General features: G+C 63.1%; 17 protein-coding genes. 8 read left to right on the plus strand and 9 right to left on the minus strand.

What is annotated here, in order from left to right; translation table 11 throughout:
• Window positions 1-85 precede the first annotated feature (85 nt).
• The 3 genes from mutS to katG all read left to right on the plus strand — a co-directional run bounded on the left by mutS (window position 86) and on the right by katG (window position 5,414).
• Window positions 86-2,659: a DNA mismatch repair protein MutS gene (gene mutS, locus VME63_RS01955; RefSeq protein WP_325429701.1), complete on the plus strand. Its 2,574-nt coding sequence runs from the start codon at window positions 86-88 to the stop codon at window positions 2,657-2,659.
• Window positions 2,660-2,898: 239 nt separating this feature from the next.
• Window positions 2,899-3,138 carry a hypothetical protein gene (locus tag VME63_RS01960; protein WP_325429703.1) on the plus strand — a complete coding sequence of 80 codons (240 nt, stop codon included), beginning with the start codon at window positions 2,899-2,901 and terminating at the stop codon, window positions 3,136-3,138.
• 80 nt (window positions 3,139-3,218) lie between these two features.
• Window positions 3,219-5,414 (plus strand): catalase/peroxidase HPI, encoded by a 2,196-nt coding sequence (gene katG / locus VME63_RS01965; RefSeq protein ID WP_325429705.1) that lies wholly within the window; start codon window positions 3,219-3,221, stop codon window positions 5,412-5,414.
• Between the two features lie 87 nt (window positions 5,415-5,501).
• Here the strand turns inward: katG and VME63_RS01970 are convergent, their stop codons facing one another.
• Together VME63_RS01970 and VME63_RS01975 are read right to left on the minus strand one after the other, a co-directional pair.
• Entirely contained in the window at window positions 5,502-6,080 is a 579-nt protein-coding gene (locus VME63_RS01970) for a response regulator (RefSeq protein ID WP_325429707.1), read from the minus strand.
• A 117-nt stretch (window positions 6,081-6,197) separates the two neighbouring features.
• Window positions 6,198-6,602, minus strand: a complete 405-nt coding sequence (locus VME63_RS01975) for an RNA-binding S4 domain-containing protein (RefSeq protein WP_325429709.1) — start codon at window positions 6,600-6,602, stop codon at window positions 6,198-6,200.
• A gap of 92 nt (window positions 6,603-6,694) precedes the next feature.
• On the opposite strand from VME63_RS01975, the gene VME63_RS01980 reads away from it, so the two are divergent.
• Window positions 6,695-7,306: a trimeric intracellular cation channel family protein gene (locus VME63_RS01980; RefSeq protein ID WP_325429711.1), complete on the plus strand. Its 612-nt coding sequence runs from the start codon at window positions 6,695-6,697 to the stop codon at window positions 7,304-7,306.
• Here VME63_RS01980 and VME63_RS01985 read toward each other — a convergent pair.
• The 3 genes from VME63_RS01985 to htpX form a co-directional block, all read right to left on the minus strand.
• The gene (locus tag VME63_RS01985; protein ID WP_325429713.1) at window positions 7,303-8,208 is read right to left on the minus strand and encodes an AEC family transporter; all 906 of its coding nucleotides are present in this window, start codon (window positions 8,206-8,208) and stop codon (window positions 7,303-7,305) included. The genes VME63_RS01980 and VME63_RS01985 overlap by 4 nt on opposite strands.
• Window positions 8,209-8,335: 127 nt before the next feature.
• Window positions 8,336-10,201: a molecular chaperone HtpG gene (gene htpG, locus VME63_RS01990; protein ID WP_325429715.1), complete on the minus strand. Its 1,866-nt coding sequence runs from the start codon at window positions 10,199-10,201 to the stop codon at window positions 8,336-8,338.
• A gap of 105 nt (window positions 10,202-10,306) precedes the next feature.
• Window positions 10,307-11,197: a protease HtpX gene (gene htpX / locus VME63_RS01995; RefSeq protein ID WP_325429719.1), complete on the minus strand. Its 891-nt coding sequence runs from the start codon at window positions 11,195-11,197 to the stop codon at window positions 10,307-10,309.
• A gap of 194 nt (window positions 11,198-11,391) precedes the next feature.
• Between htpX and gluQRS the strand changes: the two genes are divergently transcribed.
• Complete coding sequence (gluQRS, locus tag VME63_RS02000) at window positions 11,392-12,255, plus strand: tRNA glutamyl-Q(34) synthetase GluQRS (RefSeq protein WP_325429721.1); 864 nt, start codon at window positions 11,392-11,394, stop codon at window positions 12,253-12,255.
• A 146-nt stretch (window positions 12,256-12,401) separates the two neighbouring features.
• Window positions 12,402-13,142, plus strand: a complete 741-nt coding sequence (gene phbB / locus VME63_RS02005; protein WP_325429723.1) for an acetoacetyl-CoA reductase — start codon at window positions 12,402-12,404, stop codon at window positions 13,140-13,142.
• A gap of 101 nt (window positions 13,143-13,243) precedes the next feature.
• On the opposite strand, the gene VME63_RS02010 is transcribed toward phbB, so the two are convergent.
• A complete protein-coding gene (locus VME63_RS02010) occupies window positions 13,244-14,029 on the minus strand; it encodes a tRNA threonylcarbamoyladenosine dehydratase (RefSeq protein WP_325429725.1) in 786 nt (261 codons plus the stop codon).
• A 153-nt stretch (window positions 14,030-14,182) separates the two neighbouring features.
• Here VME63_RS02010 and VME63_RS02015 point away from each other — a divergent pair, with 153 nt between their 5' ends.
• Window positions 14,183-14,575, plus strand: a complete 393-nt coding sequence (locus VME63_RS02015; protein WP_325429727.1) for a cytochrome C — start codon at window positions 14,183-14,185, stop codon at window positions 14,573-14,575.
• Between the two features lie 244 nt (window positions 14,576-14,819).
• Here the strand turns inward: VME63_RS02015 and VME63_RS02020 are convergent, their stop codons facing one another.
• From VME63_RS02020 to VME63_RS02030, 3 genes are read right to left on the minus strand one after another with little or no spacing between them, the layout of a single operon-like run.
• On the minus strand, window positions 14,820-15,257 hold the full coding sequence (locus VME63_RS02020; RefSeq protein WP_325429729.1) for a hypothetical protein: 438 nt from the start codon (window positions 15,255-15,257) through the stop codon (window positions 14,820-14,822).
• Between the two features lie 36 nt (window positions 15,258-15,293).
• Window positions 15,294-15,551: a hypothetical protein gene (locus VME63_RS02025; protein WP_325429731.1), complete on the minus strand. Its 258-nt coding sequence runs from the start codon at window positions 15,549-15,551 to the stop codon at window positions 15,294-15,296.
• A 14-nt stretch (window positions 15,552-15,565) separates the two neighbouring features.
• Entirely contained in the window at window positions 15,566-15,934 is a 369-nt protein-coding gene (locus VME63_RS02030) for a helix-turn-helix domain-containing protein (RefSeq protein WP_325429826.1), read from the minus strand.
• 23 nt (window positions 15,935-15,957) lie between these two features.
• Here VME63_RS02030 and VME63_RS02035 point away from each other — a divergent pair, with 23 nt between their 5' ends.
• Window positions 15,958-16,161 carry a hypothetical protein gene (locus VME63_RS02035; protein ID WP_325429733.1) on the plus strand — a complete coding sequence of 68 codons (204 nt, stop codon included), beginning with the start codon at window positions 15,958-15,960 and terminating at the stop codon, window positions 16,159-16,161.
• Window positions 16,162-16,163: the final 2 nt, after the last annotated feature.

Genomic DNA, 16,163 nt, shown 5'->3' on the forward strand with positions numbered 1-16,163 from the left:
ACTCCATATTCTCTCCACGCCCATTGTTCCCGGCGCGAAGCTTTCGTTGTACCCCTTCCGTGCCACGACGCCAAGACTTGACCGAATGAATCAGGACGAACTTTCCCTGCACACCCCGTTGATGCGTCAATACCTTGCGGCCAAGGCCGCGCATCCGGACGTGCTGCTGTTCTTTCGCATGGGAGATTTCTACGAGCTGTTCTACGACGACGCGCGCAAGGCGGCGCGGCTGCTCGATATCACGCTGACGCAGCGCGGCCAATCGGCGGGGCAGCCTATTCCGATGGCCGGCGTGCCGTATCACGCGGTCGAAAACTATCTGGCCAAGCTGGTGCGGCTGGGTGAGTCGGTGGCTATCTGCGAACAGATCGGGGATCCCGCGCTGGCCAAAGGTCCGGTGGAGCGCAAGGTGGTGCGCATCGTCACGCCGGGCACGGTGACCGATGCCGCGCTGCTGGAAGAGCGCCGCGACAATCTGCTGTTGTCGATCGCCGCCGGTGCGCGTGGCGGCTACGGCCTGGCGTGGGTCGATCTGGCGAGTGGACGGTTCCTGCTGAGCGAAGTGTCCAACGCCGAAGCATTGGCCGCGGAACTTGCGCGCCTGCAGCCGGCCGAAACGCTGGTGGGCGAAGACGTGGCCTGGCCCAAGCTGGTCAGCACCCTGCCCGGCCTGCGCAAGCGGCCGCCGTGGCATTTCGACAGCGATGCCGCGCGGCGCGAACTCAACCGCTTTTTCGGTACGCGCGACCTTGGCGGTTTCGGTGTCGACAACCTGCCGCTGGCCATCGCCGCCGCGGGCTGCCTGCTCGGCTATGTAGAAGAAACGCAGAAAAGCGCGTTGCCGCATCTGTCCGGCATGGCGGTGGAAAGCGCCAGCGAGACGATCGCGCTGGATGCCGCCACACGCCGCAACCTGGAACTGGATACGCACCCCAGCGGACGCACCGAACACACCCTGCTGGGCGTGCTGGATGAAACCGTCACGCCGATGGGTGCGCGCCTGATGCGGCGCTGGCTCAATCGCCCGTTGCGCTCGCGCGATGTGCTGCGTCGCCGCCACCAGGCGGTGGGCGCGCTGATCGAAACGCGTCGCCACGAAGCGCTGCGCGATCAATTGCGCGGCATCGGCGACCTGGAGCGCATCCTTGCGCGCGTCGCGCTGCGCTCGGCCCGTCCGCGCGATCTATCCACGCTGCGCGACGGCCTCGCCGCCGCACCGGCGCTGCGCATGTCGATCAGCACGCTGGACAGCCCGCTGCTGCACGATCTAGTCAGTGGCATCGGCGATCACGCGGCCAATGCGCAACTGTTGGCGCGCGCCATCGTCGAGCAACCGCCCGTGCTGCTGCGCGACGGCGGCATCATCGCCGATGGCTACGACGCACAGCTGGACGAACTGCGCCGCCTGGCCACGCACGCCGACCAATACCTGGTCGAACTGGAAGAACGCGAAAAAGCCGCCAGCGGCATTCCCACCTTGAAAGTGGGCTATAACCGCGTACACGGTTATTACATTGAAATCAGCAAGGCGCAGTCGGACAAGGCGCCCACGCACTACACCCGCCGCCAGACCACCAAGAACGCCGAGCGCTACATCACCGAAGAGCTGAAAAGCTTCGAGGACAAAGTGCTTTCCGCCAAGGAGCGTTCGCTGATGCGCGAGCGCGCTTTGTATGAAGCCCTGCTCGACACGCTCACCGAAAAGCTGGAGCCGCTCAAGCACGCCGCCGCCGCGATGGCCGAACTGGATGTGCTGTGCACCCTGGCCGAACGTGCCCAGGCACTTGACTGGAGCGCACCGGAACTTACCGATGACGCCGGCATCGCAATCGAGCGCGGCCGTCATCCGGTGGTGGAGAAAGTGCGGCAGGAACCGTTCGAACCGAACGACCTCGCGCTGGACGAAAGCCGCCGCATGCTGGTGATCACTGGCCCGAACATGGGCGGTAAATCCACCTACATGCGGCAGAACGCGTTGATCGTGCTGCTGGCGCACATCGGCAGCTACGTGCCGGCGGCGCGGGCGGTGATCGGTGCTGTCGATCGCATTTTTACGCGCATCGGCGCGGGCGACGACCTGTCACGCGGGCAATCCACCTTCATGGTGGAGATGAGCGAAACAGCCAATATCCTGCACAACGCCACGCCGCAAAGCCTGGTGCTGATGGACGAAGTCGGCCGCGGCACCAGCACCTACGACGGTCTGGCGCTCGCGCGCGCGGCGGCCGTGCATCTGGCCGCCAGCAGTCGCGCCTACACCTTGTTCGCCACGCACTATTTCGAACTGACCGAACTGGCCTCTGAGTACGCAACGATCGCCAACGTGCACCTGGACGCCGTCGAATACGGCGATCAGCTGGTTTTTATGCACGCGGTGAAGGAAGGCCCGGCCAATCGCAGCTTCGGCCTGCAAGTGGCCGCACTGGCGGGTCTGCCCAAGTCGGTGATTGCCGATGCGCGCCGCACCCTGGCCGAACTGGAACGCGGCATGCACACGCATGTGGCCGCGCCTGCGGCGGCCACTGCCGCATCGCCGCAACTGGGCTTGTTTGCCGCCGCACCATCGGTGGTGGAGCGAGCACTGGAAAACATGGACCTGGATGCGATGACGCCACGCGAGGCGCTTGAAGCCCTTTATCGCTTGAAGTCGCTTGCCTGACATCGCACCCGCGTTGACCGTCGGCACCACGGACGGCCTGCGCGCCATCAGCATCTTTGCATCGCATCGTCGCTCTTGCCGGCAACGGGCGCTGCGTTTCTCCTTGGGCATGCCCAGGTGCACGATTTGCCATTTGTAAAGCCGCTTTTCACTGCGGTTTTACAGCGCACGCACAACACTTAACGGCTCTAGTCCGCGCTTGGGAACAGGATATCGGCCAGCGCGCCCGTTGATAGCCCATGCCTATGGAAAGCATTGAAAATATCAAATTCCAGTGGCGCAAGCGGGTACGTAGAGTGGGCGTGCAGCCAGCCAACGCCAGCCAGGCATGGGATCTCGCCATGAGCAACGCCCACACGATTTCCGTCGCCCTCGGCACGCAGGTTTCCGACCGTTTCGATCGCATAGCCTGTCACCATCGGCAGCGCCGGCTCGCGCGCACACTGACGCGCGGATGTGGCCTCAAACGCCACGCGTGAGGGAAAAACCATCACCCATCGATTTCCAGACATCACACGGATAGACCAGCAGGATGCCCATGACCGAAGGTGGAGAAAACATGTCAGCCGCAATCGAATCGAAGTGCCCGATCCATCACACTGGCCCCGGCAGTAGCAAAACCAACCGGGATTGGTGGCCCAATCAACTCAACCTCAACATTTTGCGCCAGCACTCGTCCGCTTCGAACCCGATGGGCGAGGAATTCGACTACGTCAAAGCATTCAAGAGCCTGGACTTCAACGCGCTCAAGCGAGATATCCAGGCGTTGATGACCGACTCGCAAGACTGGTGGCCGGCGGATTTCGGTCACTATGGTCCCTTGTTCATCCGCATGGCCTGGCACGCCGCCGGCACCTACCGCGTCGGCGACGGCCGTGGCGGCGCCGGCTCGGGCCAACAGCGCTTTGCCCCGCTCAACAGCTGGCCCGATAACGTGGGCCTGGACAAGGCGCGTCGCCTGCTGTGGCCGGTGAAACAGAAATACGGCCAGAAAATTTCCTGGGCCGACCTGATCGTACTGACCGGCAACGTCGCCCTGGAGTCGATGGGCTTCAAAACCTTCGGCTTCGGCGCGGGGCGCGAGGACGTATGGGAACCGGACCAGGACATCAACTGGGGTTCGGAAAGCACCTGGCTGGGCGACAGCCGCTACTCGGGCAAGCGCGATCTGCAGAAGCCGTTCGGCGCCGTGCAAATGGGGCTGATCTACGTCAACCCCGAGGGCCCCAACGGCAACCCCGATCCCCTTGCCGCGGCCACCGACATTCGCGAGACCTTCGCCCGCATGGCGATGAACGATGAAGAGACGGTCGCATTGATCGCGGGCGGCCACACCTTCGGCAAGACGCACGGCGCGGGCCCCACCTCCCACGTCGGCCCCGAGCCGGAAGGCGCCGGCATCGAAGAACAGGGCCTGGGTTGGAAGAGCAGCTTCGGCACCGGCAAAGGCGCCGATGCGATCGGCAGTGGCCTGGAGGTAACCTGGACCACCACGCCCACCAAGTGGAGCGGCAACTTCTTCTGGAACCTGTTCGGCTACGAATGGGAGCTCACCAAGAGCCCCGCCGGCGCGCACCAATGGACTCCGAAGAACGGCGCGGGTGCGGGCACGGTGCCTGATCCGGCCGATCCGGCCAATCCATCCAAACGCCGCGCGCCCTCGATGCTGACCACCGACCTGTCGCTGCGTGTCGATCCCGCCTACGAGAAAATCTCCCGGCGCTTCCATGAAAATCCCGACCAGCTCGCCGACGCCTTCGCGCGTGCATGGTTCAAGCTCACCCACCGCGACATGGGCCCACGCGCACGCTACCTCGGCCCGGAAGTACCCGCCGAGGCACTGATCTGGCAGGACCCGATTCCCGCGCTCGATCACAAACTGGTCGACGCCCAGGATGTGGCATCGCTCAAGGCCAAGCTGCTGGCCTCGGGCCTGACCATTGCGCAACTGGTATCGACCGCGTGGGCATCGGCATCTACCTTCCGCGGCACCGACAAGCGTGGCGGCGCCAACGGCGCGCGCATTCGCCTGGCGCCGCAGAAGGATTGGGAAGTCAACCAGCCCGCACAGTTGGCAAACGTGCTCAAGACGCTTGAACGCATCCAGCAGGAATTCAACAGCGCCCAAAGCGGCGGCAAGAAAATCTCGCTCGCCGATCTGATCGTGCTGGCCGGTTGCGCGGGTGTCGAACAGGCGGCGGCCCGTGCCGGCGTGAGCATCACCGTGCCGTTCTCGCCGGGGCGCATGGACGCCTCGCAGGATCAAACCGACGTGGATTCGTTCGAAGTGCTGGAGCCGATCGCAGACGGTTTCCGCAACTACGTCAAGGGCGACCCTGGTGTTGCGGCCGAAGTATTGCTGGTGGAGAAGGCCAACCTGCTGAAACTCAGTCCGCCGGAAATGACCGTGCTGGTGGGTGGCCTGCGTGCGCTGAACGCCAACGTTGGACAAAGCAAGCATGGCGTCTTCACCACGCAACCGGAGACGCTGACCAACGACTTCTTCGTCAATGTGCTGGACATGGACACGGAATGGAAGCCGACCGCCGACGCCAACGTCTTCGAATTACGCGACCGCAAGACCGGCGAGGTCAAATGGACCGGCACACGCGTTGACCTCGTCTTCGGCTCCAACTCCGAACTGCGAGCCCTGGCCGAGGTTTATGGCGCTTCGGATGCGAAAGAAAAGTTCGTGCGCGACTTTGTCGCGGCGTGGCACAAAGTGATGAACCACGATCGCTTCGACCTTGCGTAAGCAGCAACTCGGCCGGAAGGCCGTGTACGAAAACGCCGCAGTGCATACCGCTGCGGCGTTTTCGTTTTTGCGAACCGAAGAAAGGTTTCAGGCGGCCATGCCAGACATGGTGTCGCTGACATCCTTGTAAAGGCTGACCGGCTCCTCATGCCGCACTTCCATCGCAGCCGCAGCCGTAACCGCAGCCGCGGCTTGCAGGCGTGCGGGCAAGCGCCCGGCGCAGACGAGCTGATGCACGGACTGCTGCACTTCCCGCAGCCCGAACGGCTTCTTGATGAAGTCGTCGGCGCCGAAGCGCTGGACGTAGAATTGTTCGGTGGCCTGTTGATTGCCGCTGATCATCACAATGGGAATATGCCGCGTCAGCGGATCGTGCCGCAGCGCGCGAAGCACCGCGAAACCATTGATGCCCGGCAGCACGATGTCGAGAAAGATCAGCTCGGGCTGCTCGTTGTGCGCCGCCTCGATCGCGCTTTCGCCATCCACCGCCTTCTGCACCGCGTAGCCTTCCTGACCGAGCATTTTGCCCAGCACCGCACGAATGGTCGGCGAGTCGTCCACCACCAGCACCCGCGTGCCGGCCGCGGCCTGCAGAATCCGCTCCGGCCGGGTGGCCTGCGGTGCGGGATTGCCTAGCAAGCGCTTGAAGAATTCGATCCCGTTCATAGCCTGTCCCCTAACTTACAAAACGGTACTTTCCGCGGCGACGCCCGTTCGATGCGGGAGCGCTCGTGTGTGGAAGGATATTCAGGCAGATTCAGCGGGATTTCTGAGATGTGCTGCTCACGAGGAATCCTTAAGCCGTCGCAATTCTCGACGTTCCTGCTTGTTTGGACGCGTGGGCGGACGATTCAATCCGGCGCCGGACAGCCTTCGCTGCTCGCGCGCCTGCTCCCTGGCCGCGCGGCTCGCGTCGGTTTCGCGATAGAGCAGCTGTGCCGCGCTGGCCGGCCCGCGCCGTTCGCAAAGCGCCAGGACTTGCAGCTCCAAGCGCTCTTCGCCACGGGTGAGGCGGATGCTATCGCCTACGTGCAAGACCTTGGCCGGTTTGCAGCCGGCGCCGTTGACCTCGACCTTGCCGCCGTCGATCGCCTGCTTGGCCAGGCTGCGCGTCTTGTACATGCGGGCCGCCCATAGCCAGACGTCGGCCCTTGCCTGGTTGAGTGCTTCGGTCGTTGCATGTGTCATTGGTGGCATTATCGATTCAAAACCCGCTCAATGAGATGGGTCGTCCGTTAAGCTTGCACAAGCCTGGCAACGCGGATGCACAGGGGCCCTGAATGCTCTTCTATCTGCTCGACCTGATCGGGGTGGCCGTATTTGCGGCCAGCGGCGTATTGGCGGCCTCGCGATCGGGAATGGACCTGCTCGGCGGCTTCGCACTCGCAGCGCTCACCGCCATCGGCGGCGGCACCCTGCGCGACGTGCTGCTCAACCGCCATCCTATCTTCTGGATACGCGATGCACGCTACCTGCTGGTCATTTTCGCCGCCGCGGCGCTGACGATGATCTATATCGTCTTTCTTCCGCCACCAGGAAACAGCCTGCTGGTGGCCGATGCGCTGGGACTGGCGCTGTTTGCCATCAGCGGCGCGCAGATCGCGGAAAACGCGGGCCTCTCGCCCTTGATCGTGGTGCTGATGGGCACGATGACCGGCACGGCCGGCGGCATGCTGCGCGACGTAATGAGCGCGCGCGTCCCGCTTATCTTCACCCAGGATCTCTACGCCACCGCGGCGATCACGGGCATCGTCGTGTATCTGTTGCTGCAGAAGTTGAAGACGCCGCGCGCCCTGGCAGTGGGCCTGGGCGTCGCGGCTATTCTTGGCGTGCGGATGATGGCGGTGGTGTTGGGCATGCATCTGCCGCGCCTGCATGCGCTGCATCCCTAGCCAGCAGGCAAAAACACGTTTGCCAGCGGCACCGTCAACAACGAAAGCACGATGCCGGCGCCGAGCACCGCGTTGGCCAATGGCGGATCGAGTTCGTATTCGTCGGCAAGGATCGCCGCCGAGATCATCGGCGCCATCGCGGCCTGCAGCACGCTGACGGTCAACACCAGGCCACCCACGCCAGCCATGCGCGCAAGCAGCCAGCACAGCAGCGGTGCCAGGAGCAGCTTCCATCCAAGCCCCCACGCAAGAGCGCCGCCCTGCCCGCCTTCCAGCCGGAAGCGGAACTGCATGCCGACAGAGAACAGGGCCAGCGGCGTCAGCGTGGCTCCTATCGGTGCGAGCACCTCATGCAAGGGTGTGGGCCACCCGCCGAAAGCACCGGCGATAATGCCCGCCATCAGCGCCAGGAAAGCCGGAAACGTGAAGATGCGGCGTGCGATGACACCGGCACTCGCACTGCGCCCGGCATAGATGGAGGCCACCATGACGCCGGCCGATGCGAGCAACGGAAACGTGCCCAGCTGATCGGCCACCACGGCGAGCGACAAGCCGGCCTGCCCGCGCAGGGCCTGCAGCATCGGGTAACCCATGAACGAGGTGTTGCCCAACCCGCAGACCAGGATCAGCGCGCCGATGCGTCCGCGCGACCAACCCAGTCGCAAACCCACCAGGCCGAACAGCAGCCATGCGCCGCCGAAGACGATGAACATCGACACCACCGGCAGCCACAGGTGCGTATCCAACGTCACGCGCGGGATCAGGTCGAGCACCAGCGCAGGCAATGCCACATTGATCACCCACCAGTTGATACCGGGCACCGTGCCAGCCGGCGGCGCTGCCCAGCGGCCGACCACCATGCCCAGCACGAGACAGGCAAACAACAGGAGCAGCGCGCTCATGGATATCCTGAAAAAGGAAGGCGCCGTGAGTATAGCGATGGCGTTGCGCCGCCCGTTTCGTTTCGCGCGGGCGACTCAACGCAGAGGTGCCCTCTCCCCGAAAGGGAGAGGGTAAAGCCTGCAGCACTCAGCCGAGCAATACGCGATTCATGCGCTGCACGAACGCGGCGGGATCGGGCAACTGCGCACCCGCTGCGATTTCCGCCTGTTCCAGCAGCAGATTGGCCAGATCCCCGGCCTTGCCCTCGTCGCTTTCCGCTTCCACGCGCTTGAGCAGCGCGTGGTTCGGATTGATCTCCAGCGTCGGCCGGTTCGACGGCATCTCGTGTCCGGCTTCGCGCAGAAGACGCGCAAGATGGGGCGCCATCTCGTAATCGGACAAGGCCAGGCAGGACGGCGAATCGGTAAGGCGCGCGGATACCTTTACGTCCGCCACGCGATCGCCCAGCAGTTGCTTGAGCTTGTTGAGCAAGGGCTCGGCCAGCTTGCTGGCTTCTTCTTGCTGTTTCTTGCCCTCCTCGTCCAGCGGCAGGTCGCCCTTGGCGACGTTGCGCAGCTTCTTGCCCGCGTATTCGTTGAGATTGCCGAGCATCCATTCGTCGATGCGGTCGGACATCAGCAGCACTTCGATGCCCTTGGCCTTGAAGGCTTCGAGCTGCGGACTGCCCGCGGCCGCGGCGTGGCTATCGGCGGTGATGTACCAGATAGTGTCCTGCCCCACCGTCATGCGGCCGATGTAATCGTCCAGCGATACGCTCTGTGCGCCACCCTCGCCCTTGGTCGAGGCGAAGCGAAGCAGCTTGGCGATGCGCTCGCGGTTGGCGTGATCCTCGACGATACCTTCCTTGAGCGTGTTGCCGAAAGCCTTGTAGAAAGTGTCGAACTTGGCGGGTTCGTCCTTGGCCAGCTTTTCGATCAGGTCCAGCACGCGCTTCACGCAGGCCGCCTTGATGCGCTCAAGCTGGCGGTTGTGTTGCAGGATCTCGCGGCTGACGTTCAACGGCAGATCGTCGGCGTCGACCACGCCGCGCACGAAACGCAAGTAGTTGGGTAGCAGCTCTTCCGCCGCATCCATGATGAAGACGCGCTTGATGTAAAGCTTCAACCCCTTGCGCTCGTCACGGCCACCCATCATCAGCTCGAACGGCGGCTGCGAGGGGATGTAGAGCAAGGTGGTGAAACTCTGGCTGCCTTCGACGCGGTTGTGCGTCCATGCAAGTGCGTCGTTGAAATCGTGCCCAAGCGACTTGTAAAAGCTCTGGTAGTCCTCGTCGCTGATCTCGCTTTTGGGCTTGGTCCACAAGGCCGAGGCCGCATTGACGGTTTCCCATTCGTCGCCCGGCTTGCCGTCCTTTTCGACCGGCATGCGAATGGGAAAAGCAACGTGGTCGGAATAGCGGGTGATCAGCGAGCGCAACTCCCAACGCTTGAGGAACTCGTCTTCATCGGCCTTGAGGTGCAGCACCACTGCCGTACCACGCTCAGGCAGCTGGACCTGTTCCAGCGAGTATTCGCCCTTGCCATCGCTTTCCCACTTCGTACCTTCGCCGGCGGCAGCGCCCGCGCGACGGCTGAGCACCGTCACCTTGTCGGCCACCACGAACGCCGAATAGAAACCGACGCCGAACTGGCCGATAAGACGCGCATCGCTTTTGTGCTCGGCACTCATCGCCTCCAGGAAACGGCGCGTGCCGGAACTGGCAATGGTACCGATGTTGGCGACGATCTCATCGCGGCTCATGCCCACCCCGTTGTCGCGCACGGTGATGGTGCGGGCGTCCGGATCCCAGCTGACGTCGATGTGCAGCTCGGCATCGCCGGCGAGCAGATCGGGCTGGGCGATCGATTCGAAGCGAAGCTTGTCGCAGGCGTCGGAGGCGTTGGAAATGAGTTCGCGCAGGAAAATTTCCTTGTGCGAATAAAGCGAGTGCGTAACCAGGTGCAGCACCTGGGCGACTTCGGCTTCGAATTTGCGGGTTTCGGTGGTGGTCATGCGAAGGTTTCCAAAGCTTGGCTAGGTTCAAGAGAGGTTCCGCACCAACGCTTCGACGCCGGTCAAAGCGCCGAAGCGTTGGCGATTTACTGCCGATTGACGGGCTTACTGCGCTTTCTGCAGCGCGGCGATGCGCTCGTCCAGCGGCGGATGGCTCATAAACAAGCGCTGCAGCCCCTGCGCCAGCGGGCCGGCGATACCGAACGCGGCCATCGTCTTGGGCAAGGTACTTTCACCGTGGTTGAGCTGCAGCCGCTGCAGCGCGGACACCATGGCGCCGCGCCCGGCCAGCTTGGCCCCCGCCGCGTCGGCGCGAAATTCACGCCAGCGCGAGAACGCCATCACGATCATCGAGGCGAACAGCCCGAACACCAGCTGCAGCACCATCACCGAAACGAAATAACCGATGCCCGTACCCTCGCGGCTGTCGCGTCCGCCGGACAACCAGCTGTCGACCAGGCGGCCGACGATGCGCGCGGCCACGATCACCAGCGTGTTCAGCACGCCCTGGATCAAAGTAAGCGTCACCATGTCGCCGTTGGCGACGTGGCCGATCTCGTGGCCGAGCACGGCCGCGACCTGCTCGCGGTCCATCTGCTGCAACAGGCCGGTGCTGACGGCCACCAGTGAGCTGTTGCGGGTCATGCCGGTGGCGAAGGCATTCATTTCCGGCGCGTCGTAAATGGCCACTTCGGGCATGCCGATACCGGCATTCTGCGCATGGCGGCGCACCGTCTCGACCAGCCAGCGCTCGGTCTCGTTCTGCGGTTGCTCGATGACCCGGGCGCCGGTGGACATCTTGGCCATCCATTTGGACATGGCCAGTGAAATGAACGCACCGCCCATGCCGAACACGGCGGCGAAGATCAACAACCCCGTCATGCCGCCATAGCCACGCGCGGCCGCCCACTGGTCGACACCGAACAGGTGGCAGACGATGCTCAGCAAGAACAGGACGGCGATATTGGTTAGTAGAAAGAGTGCGATACGGCGCATGGTTTCCTCAGGTCGTCACGCAGATGGACAATGGTAATCCGTTACGGGGATGCCCTGGTTCAATTCGCTGGAACGCGGGTAAGGAACGCATCGGGCTTACCCGAAGATTCGGTCAAAATCACGTGTTTTCAAGAGCTAAGCAAATGAACGTGCGTTCATCTCGATGCGCGGCCCGGCGCACGTAGAATGGCCGGATGAACTATCGCGGACGCTTCGCTCCCTCACCGACCGGATTGCTGCATTTGGGCTCGCTGGCCGCCGCCGTGGGCAGCTGGCTGTGTGCCCGCCATGCCGGCGGGCGCTGGCTGGTGCGCATGGAAGATATCGATCCGCCCCGCGAAGTTCCCGGCTCGGCGGCCGCGATACTCGCCGCGTTGCCGAAGTTCGGGCTGATCCCCGATGAGGCGGTGCCGTATCAGTCCTCGCGCGTGGCCGCCTATGAGGCCGCCTTCGAGCAATTGCGCCGCGCCGACCTGGTCTTTCCGTGCTGGTGCAGCCGCAGCGACCTGGCCGCCGCCGGCCTGCATCGCGGCGGCCACTGCATCGCACCGGCCGACACCCACCGCGCACCGGCCTGGCGCCTGCGCGTGCCGGACGAGGAAATCGCCTTCGTGGACGCCTTGCAGGGCCCCCAGCGGCAGCGGCTGCGCGAGGCGGCCGGCGATTTCGTTATCCGCCGTGTGGAGGGGTTTTATTCTTATCAGCTGGCCTGCGTGGTGGACGATGCCTGGCAGGGCATTACCGAAGTGGTCCGCGGCAGCGACCTGCTCGACTCCACGCCCCGGCAGATCTGGCTGCAACGGTGCCTGGGCCTGTCCACGCCGCGCTACCTGCACCTGCCCCTGGTGCTGGACAGCCACGGCCGCAAATTATCCAAGTCCGAGCGTGCGCTCGAAGTCGATCCTTCGCACCCCTTGCCGAGCCTGCGCCGCGCGCTTGCGTTCCTGGGGCTGCAGCCCGATGAAGCGGCCGCCGACGCCGCCGGAGTGCTCCATACCGCCCTCAGGCATTTCGATCCGCGCAAATTGACGCGATGCAGCGGTCATCACGTCGCTTAACCCGGTATAACAGACGACGTATCGCTGCAACATGCCGGTGACATCAAGAACCGATAGTGCTTCGCGCGGTCAACGTATAGCCCCAGGCGGCGCCTTTGACACGGTACCGTTTTCTTTTCCCCAAGCAGACATCAAGGAGATAGGCCATGACACAGCGTACGGCATTGGTAACAGGCGGCACTGGCGGCATCGGTACCGCGATCGTGCGCAACCTGGCCAAGCAGGGACATCGCGTCGCCACCAACTTCCGCGATGAGGCGAAAGCCCAGGCCTGGCAGAAGGCGCTGGCCGACGATGGCATCAACGTCTGCATGGTCCACGGCGACGTCGCCGATCCCAAGTCGTGCGAGGCGCTGATCGAAGGCATCCACCACAAGTGCGGGCAGATCGACATCCTGGTCAACAACGCCGGCATCACGCGCGACACCACCTTCCATAAGATGACCTACCAGCAGTGGATGGATGTGGTGAACACCAACCTCAACGCCTGCTTCAACGTCACCCGTCCGGTGATCGAGGACATGCGCACGCGCAAGTGGGGCCGCATCGTGCAGATCAGCTCGATCAACGGCCAGAAGGGCCAGTATGGCCAGGCCAACTATGCGGCGGCCAAGGCCGGCATGCATGGCTTCACCATTTCGCTGGCGCAGGAAAACGCGCGCTTTGGCATCACCGTCAACACCGTATCCCCTGGCTACGTGGCCACCGACATGGTGATGGCGGTGCCTGAGGAAGTACGCGAGAAGATCGTGGCGCAGATCCCGGTCGGTCGCCTGGGCAAGCCGGAAGAAATCGCCCATGCGGTGGCTTTCTTTACCGGCGACGACGCGAGCTGGATCACCGGCGCCAACCTGGCGATCAACGGCGGCCACTACATGGGATGGTAAATTCAGGGGATGGTAAAGTCAGGGGATGGTAAAGTCAGGGGCTGGTGACGTCAGGAGCTGACAAGTTCAGCGGCGTATACGTGCGATAGATCACAGCACCCCTAGCGCTCCAGCACTTTTTCCAACACCTTGCCGACCGCGGCGAATGCGAACGCGCCGGTCACGTGCGTGGCGGCCCCCAGGCCGCCACCGCAGGCCAGGTTCAAGGGATCGCCGCCCGGCGGGCGCGTGCCGCACACGGTTCCATCCGGCTGCGGGTATTGCACGTTCTGCAGCGAATACACCGCCGACACACCGAAGTAGCGATCCGGGTTGCGCGGAAAACCGAAGTCCTGGCGAAGCTTCTTGCGGATCAGGCTGAACATCGCATCATGCTCGGTGCGCGAAAGGTCGCGTACGCGAATCTGCGTCGGATCGGTTCTGCCACCCGCCGATCCGACCGTCACCATCGGCAGCTTGCGCCGCCGGCACCAGGCGATTGCCTCCAGCTTCACGCGAAAGGCATCGCAGGCGTCCAGCACCACGTCGTAGCCGCGATCGAGCAATTCGTCCAGCGAGGCGGGGGTAAGAAAGCGCTCGATCGCCTCCAGCCGGATCGCCGGATTGATCGCATGCGCGCGTTCGGCGATCACGCCCACCTTGGGCTTGCCGTATTCGCCGTCCAGCGCATGCAACTGGCGATTGGTGTTGGACAGGCATACCTCGTCCGCATCGATCAGGGTCAGGCGCCCCACGCCCGTACGCGCCAGCGCCTCGGCGGCCCAGGAACCAACGCCGCCGATGCCGATCACGCACACATGCGCCTGGGTAAGGCGCGCCAGCGTACCCGCGCCGTAAAGCCGCTCGACACCGTCGAAACGCTCGGCCTGCAAGGCTGCGCCGCTCATCGCAGGGTACCCCGCGCGGCTTGAAAGACATACGGATTCACAGCTCTGTCCCGTCACAAAATCCTGCGCATTTTACCCGCGATCCGGAGCTTGTCAGGCGGACATGTCGCTGCGCTATGCTCCCGCCCCATTGACCCGGATATGGATAAAGCTATGCGTGCAGCGCTTTTGATCGTGCTTGGACTGGCTATCGGCATCATCGGCACGGCGTTTGCCATGCGTGCGCTGCAAGAGCGCGAAAACCCCATGCCCGGCGCGGTGATGGTTACCATGAGCTTCCACCGCCATCAGTTGCAGCAGGCGATCAAGGGGCAGCGCTGCGAAGCCGGCGCCAGTGCCGACCAGTTGCAACACATGCAGGTCACCGCCGCCGACATTCCCTACGCTTTTGCCGGCGCGCCGCAGCCGTTCCTGGATCTGGCCGGCCATCTGCGCACGGCCTTGCAGGCGGCCGCCCAGGCCGCACCGGCCGATTGCCCGGCGCTGACCGCCGCGCTCAAGCCGGTGGACCAGGCGTGCGATGAGTGCCACAAGCAATACCGTTGAACCGGTTGAGGCGCCTCGTTGAGGCTCACTCAATGAGGCCTGCTCAACTAGCCTGGATTCCCATGCTCGCACCGGCGACTAACGAGCTCGTCAAATACCCAGGTACCGGCAATTTGGTGCAGCCGAATGGCTCGGATTGATGGCACCGAATGGTTTCCCACACATCGCCGCGTACGCTTCCAGCGATTTCTCGCTCAGCTCATATCGATCTGGCGATGTCGTTGTCGTCGAGTGCGTAAGGCGATCACGCGTCCACGGGGTTCGCCGTCGGATGCCGCCACCATGGATCCCCCGGCTTCTTTACGAAATGCTCAAAGACATACGACCAGGGAACGAGCGGGACAAAGATAACGATCATCCCGACGGCGAATGTAGTTGTCCCCAGATCCGTGCTCCACTGCCCCCGCAGCCAATGCGGCAGTGCCACACTGAGCAGCCAGGAAGCTTTCCAGGTCAATTCCCAGAACAGTACCGGCAGCATTTTCAACGGGTATCGCAGACCCAATATTGACAGTATGGAAAGCGCGAACAACATGCAGATCACGGTCCCGGAATCCAATTGCATTGAATAGACCTGGTAGATCATCTTCGACCATACATGCAATTCCAATCCAATCCCGGTCACCAGGACGAGATAGAACACGCGCAGGAGATTGAGCCGCAAGATGGACACGGTATTCATATTTCGCCGCCTTTCACGGGAAGTTGACGTGTAATCTCATTCGACCTGCTTCAGAATCTTCTCGATCTCCCCCAGACTCGATGCCATCTTGGCAAGCTCCGCCTGGATCGCCGACAGGGCTTTCTGACTTTCCAACTGGGCGGCCGCGGTTCTCTCGGCAAGGGCGCGATATTGTTTATCGCTTGCCCCGGCGGCCCACGCCTGAATCATGCCGGAGATGTATTTGACTCCGAAGATCACCATGGCGCCGAAGACCAACGCGTAAATGATGTCTTGAACATCGACAGTCGTCATGCCGAACCCCTATTTCAATCTGATTCTCTCGGGAGCGTCGCGATGGCCTTAGTGATGCTTGCCGGCGTGATCTCTATCGCAAATCGAGTCACTTCGAAGTAGTTGAGCGCCTTGCCCTCGGGGGAAAGCTCGAGCTTGCTGCTGACCAAGCCCGCGGCCTCCAGCTTCTGCAGATGAAGGTGCAGTAATGGCCGGCTGATGCCGATTTCTCGCGCAAGCTGACTCACGTACTCGCGGCCCTTTGCATTGAGCACTCCGATGATGCGCAGCCGATGCGGATTGGCCAGCGCCCCCAGTACAGCCAGTAGGCGTTCCCCAGTAGTGCTCAGTGTATCAGCTCCAGTGGATACGTGTAAGAAATATATTACACATATACCGGACAGTCAAGCGGTGTCCGAGCCCGCCTTTGAACGAGGATGTGTTCAACGTGACCTTGCTAGAGGGTGCCCTCGGCAGCGTTCTGGTCCTCCTTGCGCACGGCGGCGTTGCCGCAGCAGAACACGCGCTTCTCGGTGTCCTGGGCGAGAAAGGCGAGTACGCCTTTTGGGCGATGGGCGGGGTTGGCCGGTTCGAGGAAAACCTGCCCGGGGTCGCTGTCTGTTATCGCTAAGA

Source organism: Dyella sp. (genome assembly GCF_035503745.1).
Taxonomy (GTDB): Bacteria; Pseudomonadota; Gammaproteobacteria; order Xanthomonadales; family Rhodanobacteraceae; genus Dyella_B.

What these genes read in the sequence shown, in the direction of transcription:
- mutS (WP_325429701.1), top strand. Translation starts at nt 86, where the DNA reads ATGAATCAGGACGAACTTTCCCTGCACACCCCGTTGATGCGTCAATAC.
- VME63_RS01960 (WP_325429703.1), top strand. Translation starts at nt 2,899, where the DNA reads ATGCCTATGGAAAGCATTGAAAATATCAAATTCCAGTGGCGCAAGCGG.
- katG (WP_325429705.1), top strand. Translation starts at nt 3,219, where the DNA reads ATGTCAGCCGCAATCGAATCGAAGTGCCCGATCCATCACACTGGCCCC.
- VME63_RS01970 (WP_325429707.1), bottom strand. Translation starts at nt 6,080, where the DNA reads ATGAACGGGATCGAATTCTTCAAGCGCTTGCTAGGCAATCCCGCACCG.
- VME63_RS01975 (WP_325429709.1), bottom strand. Translation starts at nt 6,602, where the DNA reads ATGACACATGCAACGACCGAAGCACTCAACCAGGCAAGGGCCGACGTC.
- VME63_RS01980 (WP_325429711.1), top strand. Translation starts at nt 6,695, where the DNA reads ATGCTCTTCTATCTGCTCGACCTGATCGGGGTGGCCGTATTTGCGGCC.
- VME63_RS01985 (WP_325429713.1), bottom strand. Translation starts at nt 8,208, where the DNA reads ATGAGCGCGCTGCTCCTGTTGTTTGCCTGTCTCGTGCTGGGCATGGTG.
- htpG (WP_325429715.1), bottom strand. Translation starts at nt 10,201, where the DNA reads ATGACCACCACCGAAACCCGCAAATTCGAAGCCGAAGTCGCCCAGGTG.
- htpX (WP_325429719.1), bottom strand. Translation starts at nt 11,197, where the DNA reads ATGCGCCGTATCGCACTCTTTCTACTAACCAATATCGCCGTCCTGTTC.
- gluQRS (WP_325429721.1), top strand. Translation starts at nt 11,392, where the DNA reads ATGAACTATCGCGGACGCTTCGCTCCCTCACCGACCGGATTGCTGCAT.
- phbB (WP_325429723.1), top strand. Translation starts at nt 12,402, where the DNA reads ATGACACAGCGTACGGCATTGGTAACAGGCGGCACTGGCGGCATCGGT.
- VME63_RS02010 (WP_325429725.1), bottom strand. Translation starts at nt 14,029, where the DNA reads ATGAGCGGCGCAGCCTTGCAGGCCGAGCGTTTCGACGGTGTCGAGCGG.
- VME63_RS02015 (WP_325429727.1), top strand. Translation starts at nt 14,183, where the DNA reads ATGCGTGCAGCGCTTTTGATCGTGCTTGGACTGGCTATCGGCATCATC.
- VME63_RS02020 (WP_325429729.1), bottom strand. Translation starts at nt 15,257, where the DNA reads ATGAATACCGTGTCCATCTTGCGGCTCAATCTCCTGCGCGTGTTCTAT.
- VME63_RS02025 (WP_325429731.1), bottom strand. Translation starts at nt 15,551, where the DNA reads ATGACGACTGTCGATGTTCAAGACATCATTTACGCGTTGGTCTTCGGC.